We start from the raw sequence: 22,878 nt of genomic DNA on the forward strand, positions 1-22,878 counted from the left end.
GATGTGCCCAAAGTTCACAAAAGGTCACGCCACGACGTGATGCGCGTGCGGTCGGCGTCCATGTCGTCAACATCGTCAATGTCGTCCAACTCGTCCAAGTCGTCCAGGTCGTCCAGATCGTCCAACTCGTCGTCGTCGTCATCGTCGTCGTCGAGGTCGGCGTCGGGATCGAGCGACCGTTTCACCGCCTCGATCCGGGCCTCGATCCGCGCCTGGGATTCGGCGTCGGGGACGAGCGCGTCGTCGCCCGCTTGTCGCCGCCGCAGCCAGGGGGGCAGCTCGCCGCCGCTCAGGTCGGCGATCGTCAGCGCGGCATTGAGATCGTCGGCATCGAGCAATGCGGCGGGATCGGCGGGGCGCGGCGGCGAGAGCGATTCGATCCGGTCGGCGAGCGCCGCGCGCGGCGGTCGCGCGCGGATCGCCCCCGCGGCGGGGGCGTCGCGCCCGGCATCGCCGAACCGTTCGGGCTGGAGTTTCCGCAGCAGGAACATCAGCAGTCGGTCGTTCTGGCGAAAGCGCCGCCCGACGCGGCGGCCGTCGCGATCGAACACGGGTTCCTCGCTGCCGTGGATCGCGCGATCGAACGCGGTCGCGATGAGCACGTGCGCGCCCTGTTCGAGCGCGGCGTCCCACGCGGCGGCGAACGCCGCCCCGTCGCGCGCGCGGCGCAACCGATAGGCGGACGACGCCGACATCCCCACCGCCTCCGCCGCGGTGGTGACGCACGCGGTGTCGGCGAGCGTTTCAACGAACAGCCGCTGTTTGTCGGGCGACCAGCCATCGGGCCGCCGCCGCCGCAGCACCGGCACCCAGTCGTAATCGTCGGGGTTCGGCCCGCCGTGCGCATCGGCGGGGATCGGTAACGCTGGCGGCGCGGTCGTCACGAGCGCCGCGGCGCGCGGGGGCGGATCGGCGAGGATCGGGATGGCGAAGGCGCCGGTCGGCAAAGCGTCGACGGTGCGGCGAAGCGGGCGTCGGTGGGTCATCGACGAGGATAAGCCATAACCGCGGCGTGTAGGACAGCGGTTTTTTCGAGGTGGCAGGGGTAGGGGAGTCGCTGTGTGACTTGCGTTGTTCGACTGTGTGTATCACATAGCTAGTTGTGATCGTCGACTTCGATCCGGCGAAGGACGCCATCAATCGCGCCAAGCACGGCGTGTCCTTGGCGTTCGGTGTGCGGGTGTTCGAGGATCGCGAGATGTCGATCGTGCCGACGGTGCGGATCGGCGATGAGGAAGAACGGTTCAAGGCGATCGGGCTGATCGACGGCAAGCTGTGGACGGCGATCCACGTCTGGCGCGGCGCGGTCGTGCGGCTGATCTCGGTAAGACGGAGCAATGTAGGTGAACAAAGAGACTATGATCGCGATTCCGGCGGACCCGAATGATCCCGAAGACCGCGATGTCAGCGTCGCGGGGGTCGAGCGTGGCCTGATGGGGCGGCGTATCCGGCGGCTGCGGCACCGGCTGGAGCTGAGCCAGGAGGCATTCGCGGCTGCCTATGGCATCCCGCTCGCCAACATCCGCCAATATGAGATCGGTCGCCACATGCCCCCGCCCGCGGTGCGCGCGTATCTGAAGGTGATCGAGGCGGAGCCAGAAGCGGCGGCGCGCGCGGTGGCGGCGTGAACGAGAGCCGCCGCCATTCCCCGTTCGTGGGCAACACGACCGCCCCGAGCGACAAGCCGTGGAAGCAGCAGCATGCGCGGCGCGTTCGGCGGGCGACGCATCAGGCGCTCGGTCAGACGCTCGGTCAGACGGGGGACGGCGATGCGGTGTCCGCCAGCCGCTATGCGTTCGGGAGCGCGGCGTGGGATGGCATCAAGGACGGCAAGCAGCGCGTGGTCGACCCGGCCTCTAGGTGGCTGCGGAAGTAGCGGTTGCTGCGTCGGCGTATTGCAGGTGGTGCCGTGCGGGTATCATTATTGAGGGCGATGCGCCGCAGCGAGTTTCGTGCATTTAATAAGCTGTGAACGTAATTCGTAACAAACCCAAACTGCGCCGAGCTAAAAACCAATTCCATTTTGCAACTCGGCAAACTTGTCAAAACCACTAATCGCTTCATCCAGCTTACCTCGACGTTCAAGGGCGACGAAGAAGGCGCAAGAGCGCGCTTGGCAGTTAATCGATTTTTCCGGATTGAATTCAATATCTGTGAAGCCGTCTACTTTGAAAAGCCTCTGCAGCCATGCCCGCTCTGGTAGAATAGCGTTGACATACAACCAGTCATAGAAAACGCTTTTAGGACATAGCGGAAAAATCTCTCCCTCAAAATCGAAGCGCGTCAAATTTCCTGATTCTTTTAATCTATTATCTCGCTTGGCATCTCGCGGATCAATGTAATAAAGGTCATTATAAGGGCCGCCATCTTCGAAAACCTTGCTGCCTTGAAATGCACATTCCAGCGGAACAAGTAGTCCATCTTTCAGGCGTACCTTTTGATGAAATGCGCTCAAGCGTCTGCCAATTTCACGATCAGATTTACTCGAAACTTCCAGCAGATATGTCAGACCGCGAGAATGCGCCGCTTCATGCAAGGCCTCGACATTCTTCCGTTTTTGGCTGGCAGCCATTCCAGGATGCCATTTGAACGCAATTGGCATCTCGAGCACAAGGCTTTTGCCTGACAGATTAGGCACAAAAACTGGTCGTTCAGCCATTGGGAATGTTCGTTATTAGGTTGATAGGGATGTGGCTGGGCACCAGTATCTCACATTTTTTTGCTGCTTTAAGCCGTTCTTGTACGGCGGGATCCTTCCAGTCGGTACGAGTATATATGACTTTGAGGTCCAAATTTCTAATCATCTCTTCAGCAGGTCGCGGTACTGCGTCTGCACGGTTTGAAACCGTATCAACGATCAGTGTGTCGGGGATACGTAGCACTTGGGGCGATATTTTCAGGAACAGAGAGTCCGCAATCCGCCCCTGCTGGCGCGCAATCCATTCCATCGGGTGATCGTCGAAGAAACAAAGGTGAACGAAGGCATCCATGCCGCTCCGCCGATCGGCATCAAGACTCCAGTCATTTCCCCCAGGAGCAATCGCAACGCGCTCCTTTTCTTTTTGCGCTCGCGTATATAGAAGGCCGCTTGCTCTAATTAGAGCCAAGTTTCGCGTGTCGGTAAAATGATAAAAGCCACCCCGGATCTTCGTCAGTATCTCAATCAGCTTATCGATATCGCTCACCTTCCTCTCCTCTCTTGAATCAATCGTGTTCCCGCCCGCCAGCCCCGATATACAACTCGCTCCCCTTCTCCCTAAACCGCTCACTCATCTCCGCCATCCCCTTGAGCGCCGCCGCCTTGCTGGCAGCCGCGGTCTCCGCACCCGTCGGACCACCCGTAGCGATGAACGCGTCGGCGGGCTGGTTCTGCTTGGCGGCGAACTCCCGCACTTCCTGGCTGATCTGCATCGAGCAGAATTTGGGGCCGCACATCGAGCAGAAATGCGCGGTCTTGGCGCCTTCGGCGGGGAGGGTCTGGTCGTGGTAATCCTCGGCGGTGTCGGGATCGAGGCTGAGGTTGAACTGATCGCGCCAGCGGAAGTCGAAGCGCGCGCGGCTCAGCGCGTCGTCGCGCATCTGGGCGGCAGGGTGGCCCTTGGCGAGATCGGCGGCGTGAGCGGCGAGCTTGTACGTGACGACGCCGACCTTGACGTCGTCGCGGTCGGGGAGGCCGAGATGCTCCTTGGGGGTGACGTAGCAGAGCATCGCGGTGCCGTACCAGCCGATCATCGCGGCGCCGATGCCGCTGGTGATGTGGTCGTAGCCCGGCGCGATGTCGGTGGTGAGCGGCCCGAGCGTATAGAAGGGGGCCTCGCCGCAGACCTCGAGCTGCTTGTCCATATTCTCCTTGATCTTGTGCATCGGCACGTGGCCGGGGCCTTCGATCATGACCTGGACGTCGCTCTGCCACGCGCGGTGGGTGAGTTCGCCGAGGGTGTAGAGTTCGCTGAACTGCGCTTCGTCGTTGGCGTCGGCGATGCTGCCGGGGCGGAGGCCGTCGCCGAGGCTGTAGGCGATGTCGTACGCCTTCATGATCTCGGTGATCTCGTCGAAGCGCTCGTAGAGGAAGCTCTCGCGGTGGTGGCTGAGGCACCATTTCGCCATGATGCTGCCGCCGCGGCTGACGATACCGGTGACGCGTTTGGCGGCCATGGGCACATAGGCGAGGCGGACGCCGGCGTGGATCGTGAAGTAATCGACGCCCTGTTCGGCCTGTTCGATGAGGGTATCGCGGAAGATTTCCCAGGTCAGCTCCTCGGCGACGCCGCCGACCTTTTCGAGCGCCTGATAGATCGGGACGGTGCCGATCGGGACCGGGCTGTTGCGGATGATCCATTCGCGGGTGTCGTGGATGTTGCGGCCGGTGCTGAGGTCCATCACCGTGTCCGCGCCCCAGCGGATCGACCAGACCAGCTTGTCGACTTCGGCGGCGACGTTGCTGGCGACCGCGCTGTTGCCGATATTGGCGTTGATCTTGACCAGGAAGTTGCGGCCGATCGCCATCGGTTCGGATTCGGGGTGGTTGACGTTGTTGGGGATGATCGCGCGGCCCCTCGCGATTTCATCGCGCACGAACTCCGGCGTGACGTAATCGGGGATGCTCGCGCCGAAGGATTCACCGTCCCGCGCGTATTCCTTGAGCTGCTGGCGGCCGAGGTTTTCGCGGGTCGCGACATATTCCATCTCGGGGGTGATGATGCCGCGGCGGGCGTAGTGCATCTGGCTGACGTTCTGGCCTGCTTTCGCGCGGAGCGGGCGGTGGACGACGCGGGGGAAGCGGGCAACGCCGCCGCTGCGGTCGGGGCCGAGCTGGCCGTTATCCTCGGGGCGGAGCGCGCGGGCGTCGTAGCTTTCGACATCGCCGCGTGCCTCGATCCACTGGCGGCGGAGCTGGGGGAGGCCCGCCATGATGTCGATGTGCGCGTTCGAGTCGGTGTAGGGGCCGCTGGGGTCGTAGACGCGCAACGGGGGCTCGCCGCTCGACGGGTCGAGGTGGATTTCGCGCATCGCGACGTTCAGCGGACCGACGTGGATTTTCTTCGAACCGCGGATCGGGCCGGTGGTGACGCCGATTTCGGTCTTCGCTTGAATGTCGGCTCCTTCGACTTCGCTCAGGACAGGCATGCGTCTTGCTCCAAATATGCACGGAGCAAGGATGGCCTGTTCGCGACCTCCCTCCCTCCGCCGGTCTCAACCGGATCAGGTTCGGCGGGTCGCAGCCGGATAGCTGCCTCTCAACCGCTCGTGCGGTCCCCCGGGGATGCGCGCAACATAGGCGCATCCCCGGGCGGGGCAAGCATCATCAGAAGGTGTAGGCGAGCCCGACGGTGCCGAGCCACTGGTCGCGCGAGCCCGCGACGCTGACGATCGGGCTGTCGCCGAAATCGTTGAGCAGCCGCGAATAGGTGCCGCCCGCGACGATCTTGAAGCCATGGAGCAGGTCGCCGCTCAGCGCATAGGTGCCGATCGCGCCGAGCGTGTAGTTCTTCCAACCGCCGCGCGCGGTATAGGCGGGCAGGCCGCTCGCGACGCTCTGCGCCTGGGTGACGGTGAAATAGCTGCGCGCATAGCCGTCGCCGACATGCTCGCCGGACACGAACAGCCCGACCGCCGCCTTGGTGCTGAGCGGGGTGAAATAGTTGATCGTCGGCTGCCAGATCCCGCTCTTGTGGACGCCGTTAACGTCGTAGCGATAGCTGAGCGACAGCGAGAGCCGGTCATAGGGGCTGGTGATGACGCCGGTTTTGCCGATCCCGACGAAGCCGCCGAGTTCGATCGCGGTGCCGAGTTCGCCGAGCGCGCGGACGCGGCGATCGTCGATGCTCTTGATGCTCGATCGGTTGAAGTTGACGACCCCGATCGGCCCCGCCTGGAAATCGATCGTGTCGCCCGCGCGGTTGGGGATCAGGTCGACGCTGGCGCGGTTGCCCGCGAGCGTGAACGCGAACCCGTCGTACGACCCGATCGCGCCCGGCGCGGGGGTGAAGCGATAGTCGTTCGAGCCTTCGTAATCGGGCAGATAGACGCCGCCCGCGCCGATCGTGATCGAATCGCCGTCGACATCGAAATCGGCCGCGGTGCTTGCGGTCGCGCCTGCATCGGGGGGTGACCCCGGTGACGACTGGGCAAGGGCGGGGGTGGCGACGCCAGCGGCGGCGAGCGCCAGCAGGGCAGTGGGGAAAAGGCGCAAGGGGGGTGGCTCCAAACCTGTTACGTGCGCGCAACGCACGGGGATGACATTCTTTCCGTCGGCGATACTCTAGAAGATGTAGCGCATCCGCACCGGTTGCGTGTCGGTATCGCTGGCGATGTCGAACTGCGCGGCGGTGAAGCGCGGCGGGCCGAACGTCACCGCGGGATTGCGCGAAAAGCCGAAGCCTTCGCGCGGGATGCCGGCAAAGGTATCGAGCTTGGCATTGCCGTTCTCGTCATGGATCACCGCGATCGCGTATCGACCGTGAGGCAGCCCGGCGAAGCGAATCGTGCGGACGTTGGCGGCGACCGATCGGGTGGCGGCATCGCCGTCGTCGACACAGGCGGGGAAATTGTCGGGGTCGGCGGTCAGGCAGACGCGGATCAGCCCCTTGGCATTGCGCAGGTGATCGACATCGACGTCAAGCGTCGCGATCGGTGCCGCCCCTACCGCGAGCAACCCCGACCCCAGCGCGCCGATCGTCACCAGCACGGCGCGCCGCGCGCGCGTGCGCCGCGGCGAAGTTGCCGAGCCCCCGGTCGGTGGCGCATAGTCGGTCCCAGAAGCGGAAATACAGGCCATAATTGCATCCGTACTGATCGTGATGCCGCTGATGGTGGCTCGCGGTGATCAGCCAGCCCCCGAACGGCCCACCCCACAGAAAACGCGGGAAGATTTCCCATCCCATGTGATTGGTCACGCCCATAACCGTCATGATCGCCAACACCAAGCCGAGAGCGGCGACGTGGATCGGAATGACGAGCACGAGTAGCGGAATTATCACAGCCCCGGTCAGCGCCTCGATCGGATGGAACGCCATCGCCGCCCAGGCGGTGGGCGGGCGGCTGGCGTGGTGGACCGCGTGCGCGAGGCGGAACGGGCGCGGGCGGTGCATCCAGCGGTGGGTCCAGTAGAACCAGGTGTCGTGCGCGAAGAGATAGACCAGCACCGATACGGGCAGATACCAAAGCGGCATCGCTTCGATCGCGGTATAGACGCGGGTCCAGCCATGCGCCCGCCAGCCCCAGGCGAGGATGCCGGCGGGGATGCCGTAGATCGCGGCGGACGCGAGGCTCCACAGCACCTCGCGCCGCATCTGCGCATCCAGTCCGCGATAGAGGCCGGGGTGGCGCAGTCGCGTCGCCAGCGCAAAGCCCCCGCTCGCCACCAAGTAGCGCACGCCGACGATCGCGGTCATCGCCAGCGCAGAAAGCAGGAGGGGCAGCCAGACCGACATCGGCCACTGATACGCATCGGTGAAGCGTGACGCCAGCACCGTCGCGCCCGCGTGACGCACGAGGCGTTGCGGGGCCGGGGGCGAAACAGGCGCCGCCATGCGCTTTACGCCATTTGGGGTAGCGCACGCGTTCACATATCGCCTACGCGTGGGAGCGTGACTGCGTGATCGGGCACCCGGCTTTATCCGATTTTTGTGGAGCCCGCCGCATCCGCGTCGGGCATGCGGCTCAAGGGACGGGCATGAAGCACTTCATTGGGCGATTTCTGCAGGAGGCAGCGGGTTGAGCATCGTCGCCGTCGGCGCCGCGATGCTGATCGCGAACGCCTATCAGCCACTGGTCATCGTCGGCATCGATCCTGCCCCGCCGCCGATCGCCCCGCTGCCGATCGCGGCGCCGCCGCGCGAAGCGCAGGCAAGCGCCGCGGCGGAGGGGATGGCTGCGGAGGTCGAGCCACAAACCGCGCCGGGCGAGCGGGCCGCGGCGGCGGTGCCTCGGCCCCCGATCACGATCCCCGCGCCGACGCCCCCGTCCGCCCCGGCGACGATGGATGCCGATCCGCCGATCACGATCCAACCGCCGACGCCCCCGCCCGTACCGCTGACGATGTACGCGGATCCTCCGGCGCAGCAGGCGCTCGCGCCCGTGAGCGATGGCGAACCATCGATGATCCAGGGTGCGCAGGCGGATATCGTGGTCGTCGGGCGCGCCGGTCACCCGCCGGGAGACCCCTTAGAGGCGATCAACGAACAATCATTTGCGTTGACGCAGAAGGCGGACACGGCGGTGGTCGGACCGATCTCGCGGGTGTACCGCAGCATCGCGCCCCAACCGCTGCGCGACGGGTTGCGCAATGTATTTCGCAACCTCCACGAACCCGACAATTTCCTGAATTTCGTGCTGCAACACAAGATCGGCAAGGCCGCCGAAACCGTGGCGCGTTTCGCGATCAATTCGACGCTGGGCGTGTTGGGGCTGTTCGATATTGCACGGCGCAAGCCGTTCAAGCTGAAGCCGCGGACCAACTCGCTCTCCAACACGCTCGGCTTCTACGGGGTCGGACCCGGCCCGTTCTTCTTTCTGCCGCTGATCGGGCCGACGACGCTACGCGACGCGCTCGGCAATGCGGTGGACGGGCTGGTGCTACCGACCGCGGTCGGGAAACCGTTTACCGGGACGACCTATACGGTGCCGAGCAGCGCGTTCCGGTCGCTCGACCACCGGGTACGGATCGACGACAAGTTGAAGGACATCAAGGCGGCGCCCAATCCCTATGCCGCGGCGCGAACCTATTATCTGGCGCGTCGCCAGGCCGAGATCGACCAATTACGAGGCCGGAATACGCCGAAAGCGGACGGCAACACGCTTCCCGGCGGCACGCCGCCTCCCGCGACCGACAGCGAAGGCGGGGGCACACCACCATAAGATGAGTGGCTTGGCTGCCACGGCGGCGGCGGTAGTCGACGCGATTGCTGCAGTGCCCAGGAACCAGCGAGCGCGGGTCACACCCCGGAGGGGAACGAGCCGATCGCAATGCCGTTGCGCGGCAGTTTGAAGCGGATTTCGCGGTTGGCGAAATCGATCGCGACCGAGCGGAACAGGCGGAGCGAATCCATCCCCAGCAGCACTGCGGGGCGCTTTTCGAGCCCGAACCGCTTGAACGGCGGCGCATCGGCGAACGCGATCTGGAAATTCTGGAAGCCAATGCCGCCGATCTCGATCCCGTCGACGCTGAACGAATTGGCGACGAGCGTACCCCCGGTCGCCGACAGCATCGAGATCGGGCCGAGCGGGCGCAGCTTGCTGGCCATCATCGTCTGGAGCGCGATGTTGCCGACGCTCATCGCCGAGCCGGTGTCGATCACGACCGCGATCTTCTTGCCGCGATAGCGCGCGTCGGTGACGATCAACTGGCCGTAGAGCGATTGCGCGGTGATAACGATGTCGTCGGAATTGCGGCGGATCGTGGAACTGCGCTTGCGCGACGGCCGGAGCACCATGCGGTTGCGATCGAAATCGATGTCGACGCTATGCCCCTGGAGCGCGTCGATCCCGAGCATACCGGGCGCACCGAGGTTGCGAGTTTCGAGCGCGGGGGCGTCGATCGTTTCGTGGCTGATCGTGCTGACGCTGAGTTCGGGGACGATCACGGTGGCGACGCTGGTGGTGCCCGTCATCGCGATCACGCGGACGCCGGGCCCGGCGGGAAGGCCGAGGATTCCCGCGAGTTCACGGCTGACGACGGTGCGTTCGGCGCCGGTGTCGATGATGAAATTCCACGGCCCCCGGTCCTTGATCGACACGGGGACGGTCAGCCGGGTCTGCGCATTGCCCAGCGCGATGTCGAAATCGGACAGCGGGGCGACGGGATCGGTCGGCGGGGGGATGACGATCTGCGCAGACATCACCGTCGCCGCCGCAGCGGCCAGCGTGGCCAGGATCGCTCCGTTGATCATGATCCGCGGAGGATGCGCCCGATCCGGGCCTTTGGCAAGGCGTGCGTTTCGTTCGCCCTTCGCCCCACCTTCCGGCGGAGGCCGGGGCGACATGAAGGAGGCTGGCGCGCGCCGACGTAAGGTCGATCCGGTTTTGGAACCGTTCGCCCTGAGCTTGTCGGGCTCCCATGAAAGTATCACTTTCATGGGGCCGGGTCGAAGGGCTTCAGTCTCGCCGTGCTTCGACAAGCTCAGCACGAACGGATCAACGTAACGTCATCGCGCACTAATCCAGCCGCATCGCCTCCGCCGCGAGCGCTTCGGCCTCGATCAGCAGCGCGTCGTCGGCGGTGTTGGTGGCGACCTTTTCGCGGCCGATCAGCGTCAGCACGGGCACCGCGAGCGGGGTGACGCGGTCGCGGTCGACATGGACCATCGTGTCGGCGGCGCGATCGAGCAGGTGCGCGAGCCGCCCGACGTCGGTCATTTTCGCGCGGGCATCGTCCCATGCGGCCTGGAGGAGGAGGTGCGACGGTTCGTATTTGCGCAGGACGTCGTAGATCAGGTCGGTCGAGAAGGTGACTTGTTTGCCGGTCTTGCGCTTGCCGGGGTGCTGGCGCTCGACGAGGCCGCCGATCACCGCGACTTCGCGGAACGCGCGCTTCAAGAGGTGCGATTGCTGGACCCAGTCGACGAATTCATGTTCGAGGATGTCGGGGTTGAACAGGCTCGCGGGATCGGTGACCGGGTCGATCGAATAGGTCGCGAACGCATAGTCGTTGGCGACGAATCCCAGCGGTTTGAGCCCCTGCGTCTCCATCCGCCGCGTGATCAGCATCCCCAATGACTGGTGCGCGTTCCAGCCTTCGAAGCTGTAGGCGACCATGTAATGCCGCCCCTCGCGCGGGAAGGTCTCGACGAGCAACTGCCCCGGCCCCGGCAGGACCGACCGATACGCCTGGAATTCGAGCCATTCGCGCACGTCGTCGGGAAAGCGCGCCCATTCCTGCGGGCTGGCCAGGAAGCCGCGGACGCGGTCGGCGAGGTTGGTCGACAGCGGCATCCGGCTGCCGCCATAGGTCGGGATGCGCGCCGGTTTCGACGAGGCGCGGACGATGACGTCGGCGGTGTCGATCTTCATCACCTCGCAGCTCAGCCCCGCGAAGAAGAAGGTGTCGCCGATCGACAGCGACGCCGCAAATCCCTCCTCGACCTTGCCGAGGTTGCGCCCGTTCTTGAAGCGGACGGCGAGCATCGTCGATTCGACGATGATCCCCGCGTTGAGACGGTGTTGCGTCACGAATTTGGGGTGGCTGACCCGCCAGAGTCCGTCGGCGTCCCGGGTCAGCCGCTTGAACCGGTCGTAGGCCTTGAGGCTGTAGCCGCCGTCGCTGATGAACTGGAGCACACGGTCGAACAGCGCGTCGGTCAGCGCCGAATAGGGGAGGGCGGAGCGCACCTCGTCGAGCAGCGCCGCCTGGTCGAACGGGGCCGCACACGCGCACGCCATGACGTGCTGCGCGAGGACGTCGAGCGCGCCGAGGCGGAAGATGTCGGGATCGAGCTCGCCCGCCTCGACCGCGTCGAGCGCGGCGCGCGCCTCGAGATATTCGAAGCGGTTGCCGGGGACGACGATCGCCTCGCTGGGTTCGTCGAGCCGGTGGTTGCTGCGCCCGATCCGCTGGAGCAGGCGGCTCGATCCCTTGGGTGCGCCCATCTGAATGACGCAATCGACATCGCCCCAGTCGACCCCGAGATCGAGGCTCGCGGTCGCCACGAGCGCGCGCAACCGCCCCGCCGCCATCGCGCCCTCCACCTTGCGCCGCGCCTCCAACGCGAGGCTGCCGTGGTGGACCCCGATCGGAAGGCTCATGTCGTTGACCTTCCACAGATCCTGGAAGATCAGCTCGGCAAGGCTGCGGGTGTTGCAGAACACGATCGTCGTCTTGTGGGTCTCGATCTCCGCCATCACCTGTTCGGCCGCATAGCGCCCCGAATGCCCCGACCAGGGGACGCGCCCCTGCGGCAACAGGATCGCGATGTCGGGGTCGGCGCCCTTGTCGCCGATGACGAGGTCGACGGTGTCGATGTCGCCGTCGGGGGCGAGCCACGCGCGATAGCCGTCGGCGTCGGCGACGGTTGCGGACAGCGCGACGCGGCGCAGGTCGGGGCTGATCCGCTGCAACCGCGCCATGCACAGGTTGAGCAAATCGCCGCGCTTGCCGGTTGCGAAGGCGTGGACTTCGTCGATCACGATCGTCCTGAGCCCGGCGAACATCGTGAAACTGTCGGGGTAGCTGAGCAGCAGCGACAGCGATTCGGGGGTGGTGAGCAGGATCTGCGGCGGCTTGACGCGTTGGCGCGCCTTGCGGTCCGACGGGGTGTCGCCGGTGCGGGTTTCGACACGCAGATCGACCCCCATCTCGTCGAGCGGGGTGACGAGGTTGCGCTGGATGTCGACCGCGAGCGCCTTCAACGGCGAGACGTAGAGCGTGTGGAGGCCGTCCCTTGGGTGGTCGATCAGGTCGGCGAGGGTGGGGAGGAACCCGGCGAGCGTCTTGCCCGCCCCGGTGCTCGCGACGAGCAGCGCGTGGTGACCGGCGCGCGCGGCGTCGAGCATTGCGAGCTGGTGGCGGCGGGGTTGCCAGCCGCGGGTCGCGAACCAGTCGGTGAGGGGTTGGGGGAGGGCGGTCAACGCGCGCCGCGCTCGCTGCCCTCACCCCGTGGCGGCGATGCCGCCTTGCCCCTCTCCCGGTGGGAGAGGGGAGGAGCGCCGCAGGGTTCTGCGGCGTGGGGGGGTGAGGACAGGATGGAACCGGGCGTCATCCCAACCATATAGTCACGATGGCAAAGCTCGGCGACTGGATCGAACCGCATCCGCACGGAATCTACGTCAAGCCCGCCGATGCGTGGATCGATCCGTCGATTCCGTCGGCCAGGGCGCTCGTCACCCACGGCCATGCCGACCACGCCCGCGGCGGCCATGCCGCGGTCTGGGCGACGCCGGAAACCCTCGCGATCATGGACGCGCGTTATGGCGAACAGGCGGGGCATCCGGTCGGTTATGGCGAGACGATTCGGCTGGGGCCCAAGGACAACGGGGTCGATGTCGGCTTCGTCCCTGCTGGGCATGTGCTGGGATCGGCGCAGATCGTGCTCGATTATCGCGGCGAGCGCGTGGTCGTGTCGGGCGACTATAAGCGCCGCGCCGACCCGACCTGCGCGCCGTTCGAGCCGGTGAAATGCGACGTCTTCGTGACCGAGGCGACGTTCGGGCTGCCGGTGTTCCGCCATCCCGAGACGGGGGACGAGATCGACAAGCTGGTCGCTGCGCTCCACGCCAATCCCGATCGCTGCATCCTCGTCGGCGCCTATGCGCTCGGCAAGGCGCAGCGGGTGATCGCCGAGCTGCGCGAACGCGGGCATGAAGCACCGATCTATATCCACGGTGCGCTGCAGCGGCTGTGTACGCTGTATGCCGAGCATGGCGTTCGGCTCGGCGAGCTGATCCCGACCGCGGACGTGCCCAAGGCGGCGATGATGGGGCATGTCGTGATGTGTCCGCCGGGCGCGCTCAACGATCGCTGGTCGCGGCGGCTGCCCGATCCGATCACCGCGATGGCGAGCGGGTGGATGCGCGTCCGCCAGCGCGCGCGGCAGAAGAATGTCGAGCTGCCGCTGATCCTGTCGGACCATGCCGACTGGGATGAACTGACCGCGACGCTGATCGAGATCGCGCCGAAGGAGGTGTGGGTGACGCATGGCCGCGACGATGCGCTGGTCCATTGGTGCATGACCCGCCAGATCAAGGCGCGCGCGCTGGCGCTGGTCGGGTTCGAGGACGAGGACGATTGAGGGCTAGCGATCGAGGGGCTCCCCGGCAGCAGGCGATAATCCGTTCGTCCTGAGCTGGTCGAAGGACGCGTGACGCGAGACTCGCGATTGGGGCACGTGCTTCGACAGGCTCAGTACGAACGGAAGTTTGGGGTGCTGGCTGGACAAGCGCTCTTGCGCAGGCCCGAAACTGCGGCATGATGCTTGCCCTACCGCTTTTGACCGAGGACCTTTCATGCATCGTTCGCTGCTGCTTCTCCCGTTGCTGTCGCTCGCCCTCAGTCCTGCGGTCGCGCAGGACATGCCCCAATCCGGCGGCAAAGGTGGCGACAAGTCGGTGATGGAACAGGCGAACGAGACCGCCAAGGACGAGGCCGCGGCGGGGGTCGCGCTGGCGCCGGTCGCCGAGCGCGAGGAAAAGTCGAAGGGCGCGGTGACGGTCGACGGGCGGCGATTGGGCTATACCGCGACCGCGGGAACGCTCACCGTCCGCGATACCGAGGGCAAGCCGACCGCGAGCATGTTCTACGTCGCCTATACGCTCGACGGGGTGAAGCCGGGGACGAAGCGACCGATCACGTTTTTCTACAACGGCGGACCGGGCAGCCCCAGTTTCTGGCTCCACATGGGGTCGTTCGCGCCGGTGCGGCTGCGCACCGCCAACCCCGAATTCATCAAGCCCGCGCCGTTCGATTTCGGGCCGAACCCCGACACGTTGCTCGACAAGACCGACATCGTGTTCCTCGATGCGATGGGCGCGGGCTATTCGCGCAGTCTGGGCGATACCAAGCCCGCGGCCTTTTATGGCGTCGACGAGGACGCCGACATCTTCGCCAAGGCGATCATCCGCTATTCGACCAAGTTCGGGCGGTGGAACAGCCCGAAGTTCATTTTCGGCGAAAGCTATGGGACGACGCGGTCGGGGGCGCTGGCGTATCAGTTGCAGGACCGCGGGATGGCGCTGAACGGCGTCGTGCTGCTGAGCTCGATCATGAACTATGGCTATCGCCAGCCGGGGCTCGACCAGGTGTATATCAACTATTTGCCGAGCTATGCCGCGACCGCCTGGTATCACAATCGCCTCCAGAATCGCCCGGCCGACGTCGCGACGATCGTGGCGCAGGCGCGCGCGTTTGCGAACGGACCCTATATGGCCGCGCTCGCCAAGGGGCAGACGATTTCGCCGGTCGAGCGCGACGCGGTGGCGACTCAGATGAGCCAGCTGACCGGGCTGTCGGCGGACTTCATCAAGCGCGCCAACCTGCGCGTCGATCTGGCGCGATTCCAGAAGGAATTGCTCCGCGACAGCCGCCAGACGATCGGGCGGTTCGATTCGCGCTACATGGGGGTCGATGCCGACGCGGCGGGCGAGCGCCCCGAAACCGACGCGTCGTCGGACGCGATCTCGGGCGCGTTCATCGGCACCTTCATGGACTATGTGACGCACACCTTGGGGTACAAGACCGAGATGCCGTACCGCCTCAGCGCGCGCGATTCGGCGGGATGGGCGTGGAACTGGAAGCACGAGGCACCGGGGCGCGGCGGCGAACAGAACAACCCCAATACCGCGGTCGACCTGGGCGCGGCGATGCGCGGCAATCCGTATCTGAAAGTGCTGTCGCTCAACGGCTATTACGACATGGCGACGCCGTTCTTCGGGACCGAGTTCGATCTCAACCACATGCTGCTCGAGCCGGGGCAGCAGGGTAATCTGGCGTTCCGCTATTATCCCGCGGGGCACATGACGTATCTCAACCCCGAGGCGCTCCACGCGATGAAGCGCGACCTGTCGGCGTGGTACGACGAGGCGGTGTCCGACGCCAGGCGTGCGACGCCGCCGCAGGCACCGTCGCTGTCGGGTGACGTCGCGGGGGATACGCCGCCGGGGTGACCCGCCGCCGTGGTCGCGCAAGCCGCCGAGATCGCTTGACAAGTCGGGTCGTTCGGCTGACGCGGCGGGGCTGCCAGCCGCTCACAGGCTGGACGTCCTGGGGGAGATGTCATGCTTCGTTGTTCGCGCGCGCTACTGCCGCTGTTGTTGGTCTCGGTCGCCACCCCGGCGCTGGCGCAGACCCAGCCGCAAGCGAGGGCGGGGACAACCGCCACCGCCGCAAAAGAACCGGTCGACCGGATCATCGTGTTCGGCGACAGCCTGGCCGACGGCGGCTTTTTCGTACCGCTGATCCCGAACCTGCCCGCGGGGGCGGGCAGTTTCACGACCAATCCCGATCCGGTCGCACCCGAAGTCATGGCGGCGCGGCTCGGCATCGACCTGAAGACCGCCTATGGTACCACCGCCGCGATCGGCACGAACTACGCGATCGGTGGCGCGCGCGTCACCGCCGCCAATGGCGCGAGCATTCCGATCGCGAGCCAATTGTCGGGCTATCTGGCGCGCGGCGGCACCTTCGGCCCGCGCGATCTGGTCTATATCCAGGGCGGGGGTAACGATTATTTCGCGTACAACGCGCTGGGCGCGAACAACGATGCGATCCTGACTACCGCGGCGACCCAGCTGGCAGCGGTCGTCCAGCGGGCGCAGGCCGCGGGCGCGCAGCGGATCGTGACGCTGGCGGTGCAGAGCGGCGGCGCACCCGCGCTCCAGCTGTTCAACCGCACCTATGCCGCCGCGCTCGCCGGCGCGAACGTCAACGCGCTGTATTTCGACACCAACAAGCTGTTCAACGAGATCGTCGCCAACGCCGCTGCGTTCGGTATCACCAACGTGACGGGGCAGGCGTGTACCGTGTCGTCGTCGCTCTTTTGCACGCAAGCGACTTTGGTCTCGCCCAATGCGAACCGCACCTATGTCCTCGCCGACAGCGTCCACCCGAGCGGGATCGTGCAGGAAATCCAGGGCAATGCGATCGCCAGCCTGGTGCGCGCGCCCGAACAGGTCGCGGGCCTCGGCTATGCCGCGCAATCGATGTTCCGCGCGCAGCGTGACCTGATCGAGGGCGCCGAACGCGGCAATGCGGCGCGCGCGGACCAGCGGCTCGCGCTGTTCGGCAGCGTCGGCTATCATTATTACAGCAAGACCGGCAGCAACCAGGTCATCGGGATCACCGAACGCGGCTTTGCGGCGACGCTGGGGGCCGACCTGTCGCTGAATGACACATCGGGGATCGGCATCGCTGGCGGCTATGGCGACGGCCATGGCGATTTCTCGCTCGGCACGGGCAGCTATCGCGCCAAGACCTGGACGGTGAACGGCTATGCCCGCGCCGGGGTAGGGCCGTTTCGCGTCATCGCCGACGGCACCTATGGCAGGATCAACTACGACCGGATCTCGCGCCGGGTGCAGCTGGGGCCGGTGTCGCGGACCAACCGGGGTGAAACCGACGGCGATTATGTCGCTGGACGCGTCAGCGCGGCGGTCGACCTGTTCAGGGCGGCGGGCGTCGGCGTCGGCCCCGATGTCGCGGTGCAATACGAGAAACTGACGATCGATGGCTATGCGGAAGGCGGCACGACATCGACCGATGTGGCGTTCGGTCGCCAGCGGATTCAAGGCTGGACGGGGCGGGCGGGGATGGTCGCGCGGGCGCTGCCGGGATCGCCGGTCGGCTTCTTCGCGCGCGCCGATTACGAGCGCAATTTCACCGACGATCCGCGCCGGTTCACGATCACGCCCGCGGGCGCGCCGATCAGCTATACCACCAGCGTGACCAGAGCGGATCGTGAATATATGAGCTATGCGATGGGGGTCGATGGCCAGTTGATCGGCCCGCTATCGGCCCGGGCGGGGGTCAGCGGCTACGCGCTGCGCGACGATCGCGATATCGTCACCGCCTTTGCCGGATTGTCGATGGCGTTCTGACCCGACGTGCTGGAGGGGCGCGTCGGCTACCCCTCCAGCGCGCGTTGGCGGCGGCGCTGGACCGAGCTGCCGATTCCCAGCGCCTCGCGATATTTGGCGACGGTGCGGCGCGCGATGTCGAAGCCCTTGGCGTTGAGCAGGTCGACCAGCGTGTCGTCGGAGAGGATCTTGGTGCCCTCGGTCGCGATCAGCGATCGGATCGCGGCCTTGACCGCCTCTGCCGACACCGCGTCGCCGCCGTCCGCCGCCTGAATCGCGCTGGTGAAGAAATATTTGAGCTCGAACTGGCCGCGCGCGCAGCTCAAATATTTGTTGCTGGTGACGCGGCTGACGGTCGATTCGTGCATCTCGATCGCGTCGGCGACGCGCGCGAGGGTGAGCGGTTTGAGGTGCGCGACGCCGTGGAGGAAGAACGCCTCCTGCTGTTTCACGATCTCGGTCGCGACCTTGATGATCGTGCGCTGGCGCTGGTCGAGTGCCTTGACCAGCCAGTTGGCGGACGCGAGCGCGTCGGACAGCCAGGCCTTCGACGATTTGTCCTGCGGGCCGGTGCTGAGTTCGTTGTAATAGCGGCGGTTGACGAGGACGCGGGGCAGTGTCGCGCCGTTGAGTTCGATGCCCCACCCAGCGACCGTCCGGACGACGAACAGGTCGGGAGTCACCGCCTGCGCGGGTTCGCCGCCATAGCGGCAGCCGGGCTTGGGGTCATAGCCGCGCAGTTCGCGGATCATGTCGGCCATGTCCTCGTCGTCGACGCCGCACAGCCGCTTGAGCCGCGCGAGATCGCCGCGCGCGAGCCAATCGAGGTTCGCGATCAGCTTGGCCATGCACGGGTCGTAGCGATCGGCTTCCTTGGCCTGGAGCGCGAGGCATTCGGCGAGGTCGCGCGCGCCGACCCCGGTGGGATCGAGCGTGTGGATCAGCGCCAGCACCTGTTCGACCCGCGCGAGCGCGACCCCGAGCCGGGTCGCGACATCGAGCAGCGGGACGGTGAGATACCCCGCCTCGTCGATCTGGTCGATCAGATGCTGCGCGATGAACCAGTCGCCGCCGCTGACCACCGCGCCCGCCTGCGCGAACAGATGGTCGGCGAGCGTCGCGCCGGTATCCGCGAGGGCGTCGAGATCGGGCGCCTCGCCGCCCATCGACCCGGTCGCGCCGCCGGTCATCGAGAGGCCGCCGTCGAAGCTGCCCCCGCCATCGGCGACGCTGTCCTGCTGATGGCTTTCGGTTGCGTAGTCGAGGTCGAGCGGTTCGGCCGCGGCGGTGCCCGCGGCGGACCCCGCGACCAGTTCGTCGGCACCCGCGGGATCGGGCGCCTCGGCGCGTTCGGGGCGGACGATTTCGTTGGTCTGCGCCGCCTCGAGCAGCGGGTTCTTCTCGACCTCTTCGGCGATGAACCCTTCGATTTCGAGGTTCGACAGCGCCAGCAGCTTGATCGCCTGCTGGAGCTGGGGGGTCATCACCAGCGATTGCGACTGGCGCAGGTCGAGGCGGGGGGCGAGACTCATAAAGTCCTTCTCCCCTTGTGGGAGAAGGAGGGAGCGGTGCGCAGCGCCGCGGAAGGATGAGGGGGAGTGGTGGGAGGTGACGTCCCCCTCACCCTTCCCACTGCCTTCCGCAGCGGGCCCCTTCCCTCTCCCACAAGGGGAGAGGGAGAACTTGGCCGAGGCGCATGTTCCCTCATGATCCTACAGCGAAAATCCCTCGCCCAGATACAGGCGGCGGACGTTGGCGTCGGCGACGAGTTCGGCGGGGCTGCCGCTGAACAGCACGCGGCCGTCGTAGATGATGTACGCGCGATCGACGATGTCGAGCGTCTCGCGGACATTGTGGTCGGTGATCAGCACGCCGATGTCGCGCCGCTTCAGATCGATCACGAGGTCGCGGATGTCGGCGATCGAGATCGGGTCGATCCCCGCGAACGGTTCGTCGAGCAGCATGATCTTGGGATCGGCGGCGAGCGCGCGCGCGATTTCGGCGCGGCGGCGTTCGCCCCCCGACAGCGCCATCGCGGGGCTGGCGCGCAACTTGGTCAGCCCGAAATCGTCGAGCAAGGTTTCCAGCTTGCGCGCGCGTACGGCCTTGTCGGGTTCGGAGAGTTCGAGGACGGTGAGGATGTTCTTTTCGATCGACAGCCCGCGAAAGATGCTGGTTTCCTGGGGCAGATACCCCAGCCCCATGATCGCGCGGCGGTACATCGGCAGCCCGGTGATATTCTCGCCATCGAGCATGATCCGGCCCGAATCGGGCTTCACCAGCCCCATCACCGAATAGAAGCACGTCGTCTTGCCCGCGCCATTGGGGCCGAGCAGCCCGACGACCTCGCCCTGGCCGACCGTGACCGACACGTCGGTGAGGACGGTGCGCTTGTCGTACGACTTGGCGATCGAGACGACCTGGAGCCCGACGCTGACGGGGGCTTCGTGGATCGGTTCGGCGTGGTCCAGTGTCTCGGTGACTGCGTCCATGGATCGGATGCCTCGCAACAAAGGGTTACCGGATGCTTACCGCATCGGTGGTTGGCAGGAAACGTGCATGGCGCATGTCCGGCCTGAGCGAAACCCCCGAAACGGTGGAACGCCGACCGGCGTGCGATCAGTTGCTGCGGTCGGGAACCGAAAAGGTGCCGGTGACCCGGCCACCGCGCTGGGTGACGCCGCTGCCCGCGCCGCTCGACCCCGCGACCGAGGATCCGTCGATCACCGCGCGACCGGAATCGAGGTTGAGCGTCAGCCGCCCGCCGTTGACGGTGTTGCCGCCCTGGTCGAGCGTCACCGCGCCGAGCATCGTAACGACGCGGCGGTTGAGGTCGTAGATCGCATATTGGCTGCGCGCGGTCTGATCGGGGCGGTGGACGATCACCCCGCCCGCGGCATCGAGCCGCGAGACCTGCGGATTGCCGCCGACGACCTGGCCGGTGTAGCTCACCGTCATCCGCGCCGCGTTGAGCGTCATTTCCGCCTGCTTGACCGCGACGCTGCCCGACAGGACCGCACGATTCGCCTTGTCCTGCAGTTCGATATGGTCGGCGGAGAAGTCGATCGGCGCGCGCGAATTATGCGCGCGCTGCGCCAGCGCAGGCGACACCGCGATCAGCGCGCCGAGCGCGAGGGTCAGGATCGGGGCGGGGAGAGGGAAGACGCGCATCGCAGCTATTTCGTGCGTCCGGGGACGATCCGCAAGCGGGCATGGCCATCGAGCGTCACGGTGCGATTTTCGAGGTTCGCGCTCATGCTGTTGGCGCTGAACGTCCCCTGCGGCACGGTGCCGGTCGCGGCACCCTCGCTCTGCATCCGGCGCTGCTTGAGGTCGATCGTCGCGTCGCTGGTCTGGAGCCGGTAATTGTCGGGGGCGCGGACGACGACGGGGCCGTCGATCTTCACCCGTTCGGTGTCCATGTCGTAGCGCCCGGTGTTCGCCTTGATCTGCGCGGGGCCGTCGGGCAGCTGGATTTCGGCGGCGAGCTGGTTCAATTGGACGATCGGTTCGGCCGAGCTCTGCTGGATCGCGGAGCCCGCGTTCAGCGCGAACTTCTGGCCCTTGGCATCCTGGCCGCGATAGGTGGCGGACTGGATCTTGAGGCGTTCCTTGGCGACGGCGACCTTGTTCTTGTCGAGCACGAACGACACATCGCCGCCCGCGGTGAGCGGCGCCATGACGAGGAACGCCGCCAGCACCCCGATCGCGATCGGCAGCGCGACGCCGAGCACGCCGACGAGCTTATCGTGGCTCGATCCCGGCGCGGCCCAGGACTGGCGCCCCGACCGGTCGCGCTGCGTTATCGTCGACATCGCGGGCTACGCATGCGCGAAAATGTCGGTTTCGGGCCAGCCCGCCAGATCGAGCGCGGCGCGCGCGGGGAGGAAATCGAAGCACGCCTGCGCAATCCCCATCCGGCCTTCGCGAACCAGCCGCCGGTCGAGTTCCGCACGGAGGCGGTGGAGGAAGCGCACGTCGCTGGCGGCATAGTCCTTTTGCGCGTCGCTCAACTCGGGCGCGCCCCAGTCGGACGATTGCTGTTGTTTCGAGATATCCTGGCCGAGCAGTTCGCGGACGAGTTCCTTCAGGCCGTGGCGATCGGTATAGGTCCGCACCAGCCGCGAGGCGATTTTGGTGCAATACACCGGCGCCGCGACGACGCCGAGATAATATTGGATCGCGGCGATATCGAACCGGCCGAAATGATAGAGTTTGACGCGCGCCGGGTCGGCCAGCAGCGACTTGAGGTGGGGCGCGGCATAGTCGCTGCCGGGGCTGAAGCGGACCAGATGCTCGTCGGCGCCGCCATCGGATAGCTGGACCACGCAGAGCCGGTCGCGCGGGGTCAAAAGCCCCATCGTCTCGGTATCCACCGCGATCGCGGCGCCGGGCGCGAACAGATCGGCGGGGATGTCTTCTTCGTGGAAATGGACGGTCATCGTCGCGCCCTACGCCACGTTGCCTGATCGCTCAATGGGCCTGATCGCTCAATGCGTCGTCGGGGGCCGGGGCGTTGGGCTGCGGGCCACCTTGCGCCGCCGGGCGACGATGTTGAGCGTCTCGACCAGCGCGGAGAACGCCATCGCGGCGTAGATATAGCCCTTGGGCACATGCACCCCAAAGCCATCGGCGATCAGCACCAGCCCGATCATCAGCAGGAACGACAGCGCGAGCATCACGACGGTGGGGTTGCGGTTGATGAAATTGGCGAGCGGATCGGCGGCGACCATCATCGCTCCGACCGCGACGATCACCGCGACGATCATGATCGGCAACTCGTCGGTCATCCCGACCGCGGTCAGGATCGAATCGATCGAGAACACCATGTCGAGCAGCAGGATCTGGACGAGCGCGCTGCCCACCGTCATCGCCGCCTTTCCGGGAACGCCGGGAGCGGTATCGCCGGTGTCGGTATCGTGATCGACATTGTGGTGAATTTCCTTGGTCGCCTTCCAGACCAGGAACAGCCCGCCCGCGATCAGGATCAGGTCGCGCCATGAAAATGCGGTGTCGAAGGTCGGTTCGCCATGCGGACCCGGCGCGCCGACGAGGCCGAGGTCGATCACCGGCGCGGTCAGCCCGACCAGCCACGCGATCATCGACAACAGGATGAGCCGGAGGATCAAGGCGAGCCCGATCCCGAGTCGCCGAACCTTGCTGCGCTGCGCCGCGGGGAGCTTGTTCGACAGGATCGAAATGAAGATCAGATTGTCGATCCCGAGCACCACCTCCAGCACGATCAGGGTGAGGAGCGCGGCCCAGGCGGCGGGGCTGGCAAGGAGGATAAACAGGGCGTCCATCGCTACCCTGTGCCGTCTGCGCCACAAGGTGGCAAGTATTCGTGGCGAACCCGCGCGCAGACCACCGAATTTA

General features: G+C 66.1%; 22 protein-coding genes and 1 riboswitch. Of the genes, 7 read left to right on the forward strand and 15 right to left on the reverse strand.

Translation table 11 applies throughout. The annotated features are described in order from the left end of the window. Positions 1-14 precede the first annotated feature (14 nt). Positions 15-986 carry a hypothetical protein gene (locus EAH84_RS16065; RefSeq protein ID WP_140869089.1) on the reverse strand — a complete coding sequence of 324 codons (972 nt, stop codon included), beginning with the start codon at positions 984-986 and terminating at the stop codon, positions 15-17. Positions 987-1,102: 116 nt separating this feature from the next. On the opposite strand from EAH84_RS16065, the gene EAH84_RS05765 reads away from it, so the two are divergent. From EAH84_RS05765 to EAH84_RS05775, 3 genes are read left to right on the forward strand one after another with little or no spacing between them, the layout of a single operon-like run. Next, positions 1,103-1,387, forward strand: coding sequence for a BrnT family toxin (locus tag EAH84_RS05765; protein WP_140869092.1), 285 nt, complete (start codon positions 1,103-1,105; stop codon positions 1,385-1,387). Continuing rightward, the gene (locus EAH84_RS05770) at positions 1,344-1,628 is read left to right on the forward strand and encodes a helix-turn-helix domain-containing protein (protein ID WP_206663945.1); all 285 of its coding nucleotides are present in this window, start codon (positions 1,344-1,346) and stop codon (positions 1,626-1,628) included. Before EAH84_RS05765 ends, EAH84_RS05770 begins: the two co-directional genes overlap by 44 nt. Beyond that, positions 1,625-1,876, forward strand: coding sequence for a hypothetical protein (locus EAH84_RS05775; RefSeq protein ID WP_140869096.1), 252 nt, complete (start codon positions 1,625-1,627; stop codon positions 1,874-1,876). Before EAH84_RS05770 ends, EAH84_RS05775 begins: the two co-directional genes overlap by 4 nt. A 129-nt stretch (positions 1,877-2,005) precedes the next feature. Here the strand turns inward: EAH84_RS05775 and EAH84_RS05780 are convergent, their stop codons facing one another. From EAH84_RS05780 to EAH84_RS05805, 6 genes are all read right to left on the reverse strand, one after another. Next, positions 2,006-2,659 carry a DarT1-associated NADAR antitoxin family protein gene (locus EAH84_RS05780; RefSeq protein ID WP_140869098.1) on the reverse strand — a complete coding sequence of 218 codons (654 nt, stop codon included), beginning with the start codon at positions 2,657-2,659 and terminating at the stop codon, positions 2,006-2,008. Continuing rightward, the gene (locus EAH84_RS05785) at positions 2,652-3,185 is read right to left on the reverse strand and encodes a DarT ssDNA thymidine ADP-ribosyltransferase family protein (protein WP_161978341.1); all 534 of its coding nucleotides are present in this window, start codon (positions 3,183-3,185) and stop codon (positions 2,652-2,654) included. Before EAH84_RS05785 ends, EAH84_RS05780 begins: the two co-directional genes overlap by 8 nt. 19 nt (positions 3,186-3,204) lie before the next feature. Next, on the reverse strand, positions 3,205-5,127 hold the full coding sequence (thiC, locus tag EAH84_RS05790) for a phosphomethylpyrimidine synthase ThiC (protein ID WP_140869104.1): 1,923 nt from the start codon (positions 5,125-5,127) through the stop codon (positions 3,205-3,207). A 35-nt stretch (positions 5,128-5,162) separates the two neighbouring features. Continuing rightward, positions 5,163-5,270: riboswitch (TPP riboswitch) on the reverse strand. A 35-nt stretch (positions 5,271-5,305) separates the two neighbouring features. After that, a complete protein-coding gene (locus EAH84_RS05795) occupies positions 5,306-6,193 on the reverse strand; it encodes a MipA/OmpV family protein (RefSeq protein WP_140869107.1) in 888 nt (295 codons plus the stop codon). 69 nt (positions 6,194-6,262) lie between these two features. After that, positions 6,263-6,688 carry a DUF2141 domain-containing protein gene (locus EAH84_RS05800; RefSeq protein ID WP_425326441.1) on the reverse strand — a complete coding sequence of 142 codons (426 nt, stop codon included), beginning with the start codon at positions 6,686-6,688 and terminating at the stop codon, positions 6,263-6,265. Next, a complete protein-coding gene (locus EAH84_RS05805) occupies positions 6,618-7,433 on the reverse strand; it encodes a sterol desaturase family protein (RefSeq protein ID WP_140869295.1) in 816 nt (271 codons plus the stop codon). The genes EAH84_RS05800 and EAH84_RS05805 overlap by 71 nt, the downstream gene beginning before the upstream one ends. Before the next feature lie 283 nt (positions 7,434-7,716). Here EAH84_RS05805 and EAH84_RS05810 point away from each other — a divergent pair, with 283 nt between their 5' ends. Further along, the gene (locus tag EAH84_RS05810) at positions 7,717-8,859 is read left to right on the forward strand and encodes an MlaA family lipoprotein (RefSeq protein ID WP_140869110.1); all 1,143 of its coding nucleotides are present in this window, start codon (positions 7,717-7,719) and stop codon (positions 8,857-8,859) included. Positions 8,860-8,936: 77 nt separating this feature from the next. On the opposite strand, the gene EAH84_RS05815 is transcribed toward EAH84_RS05810, so the two are convergent. Together EAH84_RS05815 and EAH84_RS05820 are read right to left on the reverse strand one after the other, a co-directional pair. Beyond that, positions 8,937-9,890, reverse strand: coding sequence for an aspartyl protease family protein (locus EAH84_RS05815; RefSeq protein WP_140869113.1), 954 nt, complete (start codon positions 9,888-9,890; stop codon positions 8,937-8,939). Positions 9,891-10,155: 265 nt separating this feature from the next. Beyond that, positions 10,156-12,564 carry a ligase-associated DNA damage response DEXH box helicase gene (locus tag EAH84_RS05820; RefSeq protein ID WP_140869116.1) on the reverse strand — a complete coding sequence of 803 codons (2,409 nt, stop codon included), beginning with the start codon at positions 12,562-12,564 and terminating at the stop codon, positions 10,156-10,158. A gap of 149 nt (positions 12,565-12,713) precedes the next feature. Between EAH84_RS05820 and EAH84_RS05825 the strand changes: the two genes are divergently transcribed. The 3 genes from EAH84_RS05825 to EAH84_RS05835 all read left to right on the forward strand — a co-directional run bounded on the left by EAH84_RS05825 (position 12,714) and on the right by EAH84_RS05835 (position 17,523). Continuing rightward, positions 12,714-13,724, forward strand: a complete 1,011-nt coding sequence (locus EAH84_RS05825) for a ligase-associated DNA damage response exonuclease (RefSeq protein WP_140869119.1) — start codon at positions 12,714-12,716, stop codon at positions 13,722-13,724. A gap of 214 nt (positions 13,725-13,938) precedes the next feature. After that, positions 13,939-15,594 carry a S10 family peptidase gene (locus EAH84_RS05830; RefSeq protein WP_140869122.1) on the forward strand — a complete coding sequence of 552 codons (1,656 nt, stop codon included), beginning with the start codon at positions 13,939-13,941 and terminating at the stop codon, positions 15,592-15,594. A 111-nt stretch (positions 15,595-15,705) separates the two neighbouring features. After that, a complete protein-coding gene (locus EAH84_RS05835) occupies positions 15,706-17,523 on the forward strand; it encodes an autotransporter outer membrane beta-barrel domain-containing protein (protein ID WP_140869125.1) in 1,818 nt (605 codons plus the stop codon). Positions 17,524-17,549: 26 nt separating this feature from the next. Here EAH84_RS05835 and rpoN read toward each other — a convergent pair whose 3' ends face one another. From rpoN to EAH84_RS05865, 6 genes are all read right to left on the reverse strand, one after another. Beyond that, positions 17,550-19,034 carry an RNA polymerase factor sigma-54 gene (gene rpoN, locus EAH84_RS05840; protein WP_140869128.1) on the reverse strand — a complete coding sequence of 495 codons (1,485 nt, stop codon included), beginning with the start codon at positions 19,032-19,034 and terminating at the stop codon, positions 17,550-17,552. 180 nt (positions 19,035-19,214) lie between these two features. Next, positions 19,215-19,994: an LPS export ABC transporter ATP-binding protein gene (gene lptB / locus EAH84_RS05845; RefSeq protein ID WP_140869131.1), complete on the reverse strand. Its 780-nt coding sequence runs from the start codon at positions 19,992-19,994 to the stop codon at positions 19,215-19,217. 127 nt (positions 19,995-20,121) lie between these two features. Next, positions 20,122-20,673, reverse strand: coding sequence for an LptA/OstA family protein (locus tag EAH84_RS05850; RefSeq protein WP_140869134.1), 552 nt, complete (start codon positions 20,671-20,673; stop codon positions 20,122-20,124). A gap of 5 nt (positions 20,674-20,678) precedes the next feature. Next, positions 20,679-21,317, reverse strand: a complete 639-nt coding sequence (gene lptC, locus EAH84_RS05855; protein ID WP_140869137.1) for an LPS export ABC transporter periplasmic protein LptC — start codon at positions 21,315-21,317, stop codon at positions 20,679-20,681. Positions 21,318-21,323: 6 nt separating this feature from the next. Continuing rightward, on the reverse strand, positions 21,324-21,944 hold the full coding sequence (locus tag EAH84_RS05860; protein WP_140869140.1) for a ribonuclease D: 621 nt from the start codon (positions 21,942-21,944) through the stop codon (positions 21,324-21,326). A 48-nt stretch (positions 21,945-21,992) separates the two neighbouring features. Next, a complete protein-coding gene (locus EAH84_RS05865; protein ID WP_140869143.1) occupies positions 21,993-22,805 on the reverse strand; it encodes a TerC family protein in 813 nt (270 codons plus the stop codon). Positions 22,806-22,878: the final 73 nt, after the last annotated feature.

Origin of the sequence: Sphingomonas oligophenolica (assembly GCF_006438955.1) — a bacterium.
Taxonomy (GTDB): Bacteria; Pseudomonadota; Alphaproteobacteria; order Sphingomonadales; family Sphingomonadaceae; genus Sphingomonas; species Sphingomonas oligophenolica_A.

What these genes read in the sequence shown, in the direction of transcription:
- EAH84_RS05780 (WP_140869098.1), bottom strand. Translation starts at nt 2,659, where the DNA reads ATGGCTGAACGACCAGTTTTTGTGCCTAATCTGTCAGGCAAAAGCCTT.
- rpoN (WP_140869128.1), bottom strand. Translation starts at nt 19,034, where the DNA reads ATGAGTCTCGCCCCCCGCCTCGACCTGCGCCAGTCGCAATCGCTGGTG.
- EAH84_RS05825 (WP_140869119.1), top strand. Translation starts at nt 12,714, where the DNA reads ATGGCAAAGCTCGGCGACTGGATCGAACCGCATCCGCACGGAATCTAC.
- EAH84_RS05830 (WP_140869122.1), top strand. Translation starts at nt 13,939, where the DNA reads ATGCATCGTTCGCTGCTGCTTCTCCCGTTGCTGTCGCTCGCCCTCAGT.
- lptB (WP_140869131.1), bottom strand. Translation starts at nt 19,994, where the DNA reads ATGGACGCAGTCACCGAGACACTGGACCACGCCGAACCGATCCACGAA.
- EAH84_RS05860 (WP_140869140.1), bottom strand. Translation starts at nt 21,944, where the DNA reads ATGACCGTCCATTTCCACGAAGAAGACATCCCCGCCGATCTGTTCGCG.
- thiC (WP_140869104.1), bottom strand. Translation starts at nt 5,127, where the DNA reads ATGCCTGTCCTGAGCGAAGTCGAAGGAGCCGACATTCAAGCGAAGACC.
- lptC (WP_140869137.1), bottom strand. Translation starts at nt 21,317, where the DNA reads ATGTCGACGATAACGCAGCGCGACCGGTCGGGGCGCCAGTCCTGGGCC.
- EAH84_RS05850 (WP_140869134.1), bottom strand. Translation starts at nt 20,673, where the DNA reads ATGCGCGTCTTCCCTCTCCCCGCCCCGATCCTGACCCTCGCGCTCGGC.
- EAH84_RS05815 (WP_140869113.1), bottom strand. Translation starts at nt 9,890, where the DNA reads ATGATCAACGGAGCGATCCTGGCCACGCTGGCCGCTGCGGCGGCGACG.
- EAH84_RS16065 (WP_140869089.1), bottom strand. Translation starts at nt 986, where the DNA reads ATGACCCACCGACGCCCGCTTCGCCGCACCGTCGACGCTTTGCCGACC.
- EAH84_RS05865 (WP_140869143.1), bottom strand. Translation starts at nt 22,805, where the DNA reads ATGGACGCCCTGTTTATCCTCCTTGCCAGCCCCGCCGCCTGGGCCGCG.
- EAH84_RS05805 (WP_140869295.1), bottom strand. Translation starts at nt 7,433, where the DNA reads ATGTCGGTCTGGCTGCCCCTCCTGCTTTCTGCGCTGGCGATGACCGCG.
- EAH84_RS05835 (WP_140869125.1), top strand. Translation starts at nt 15,706, where the DNA reads ATGCTTCGTTGTTCGCGCGCGCTACTGCCGCTGTTGTTGGTCTCGGTC.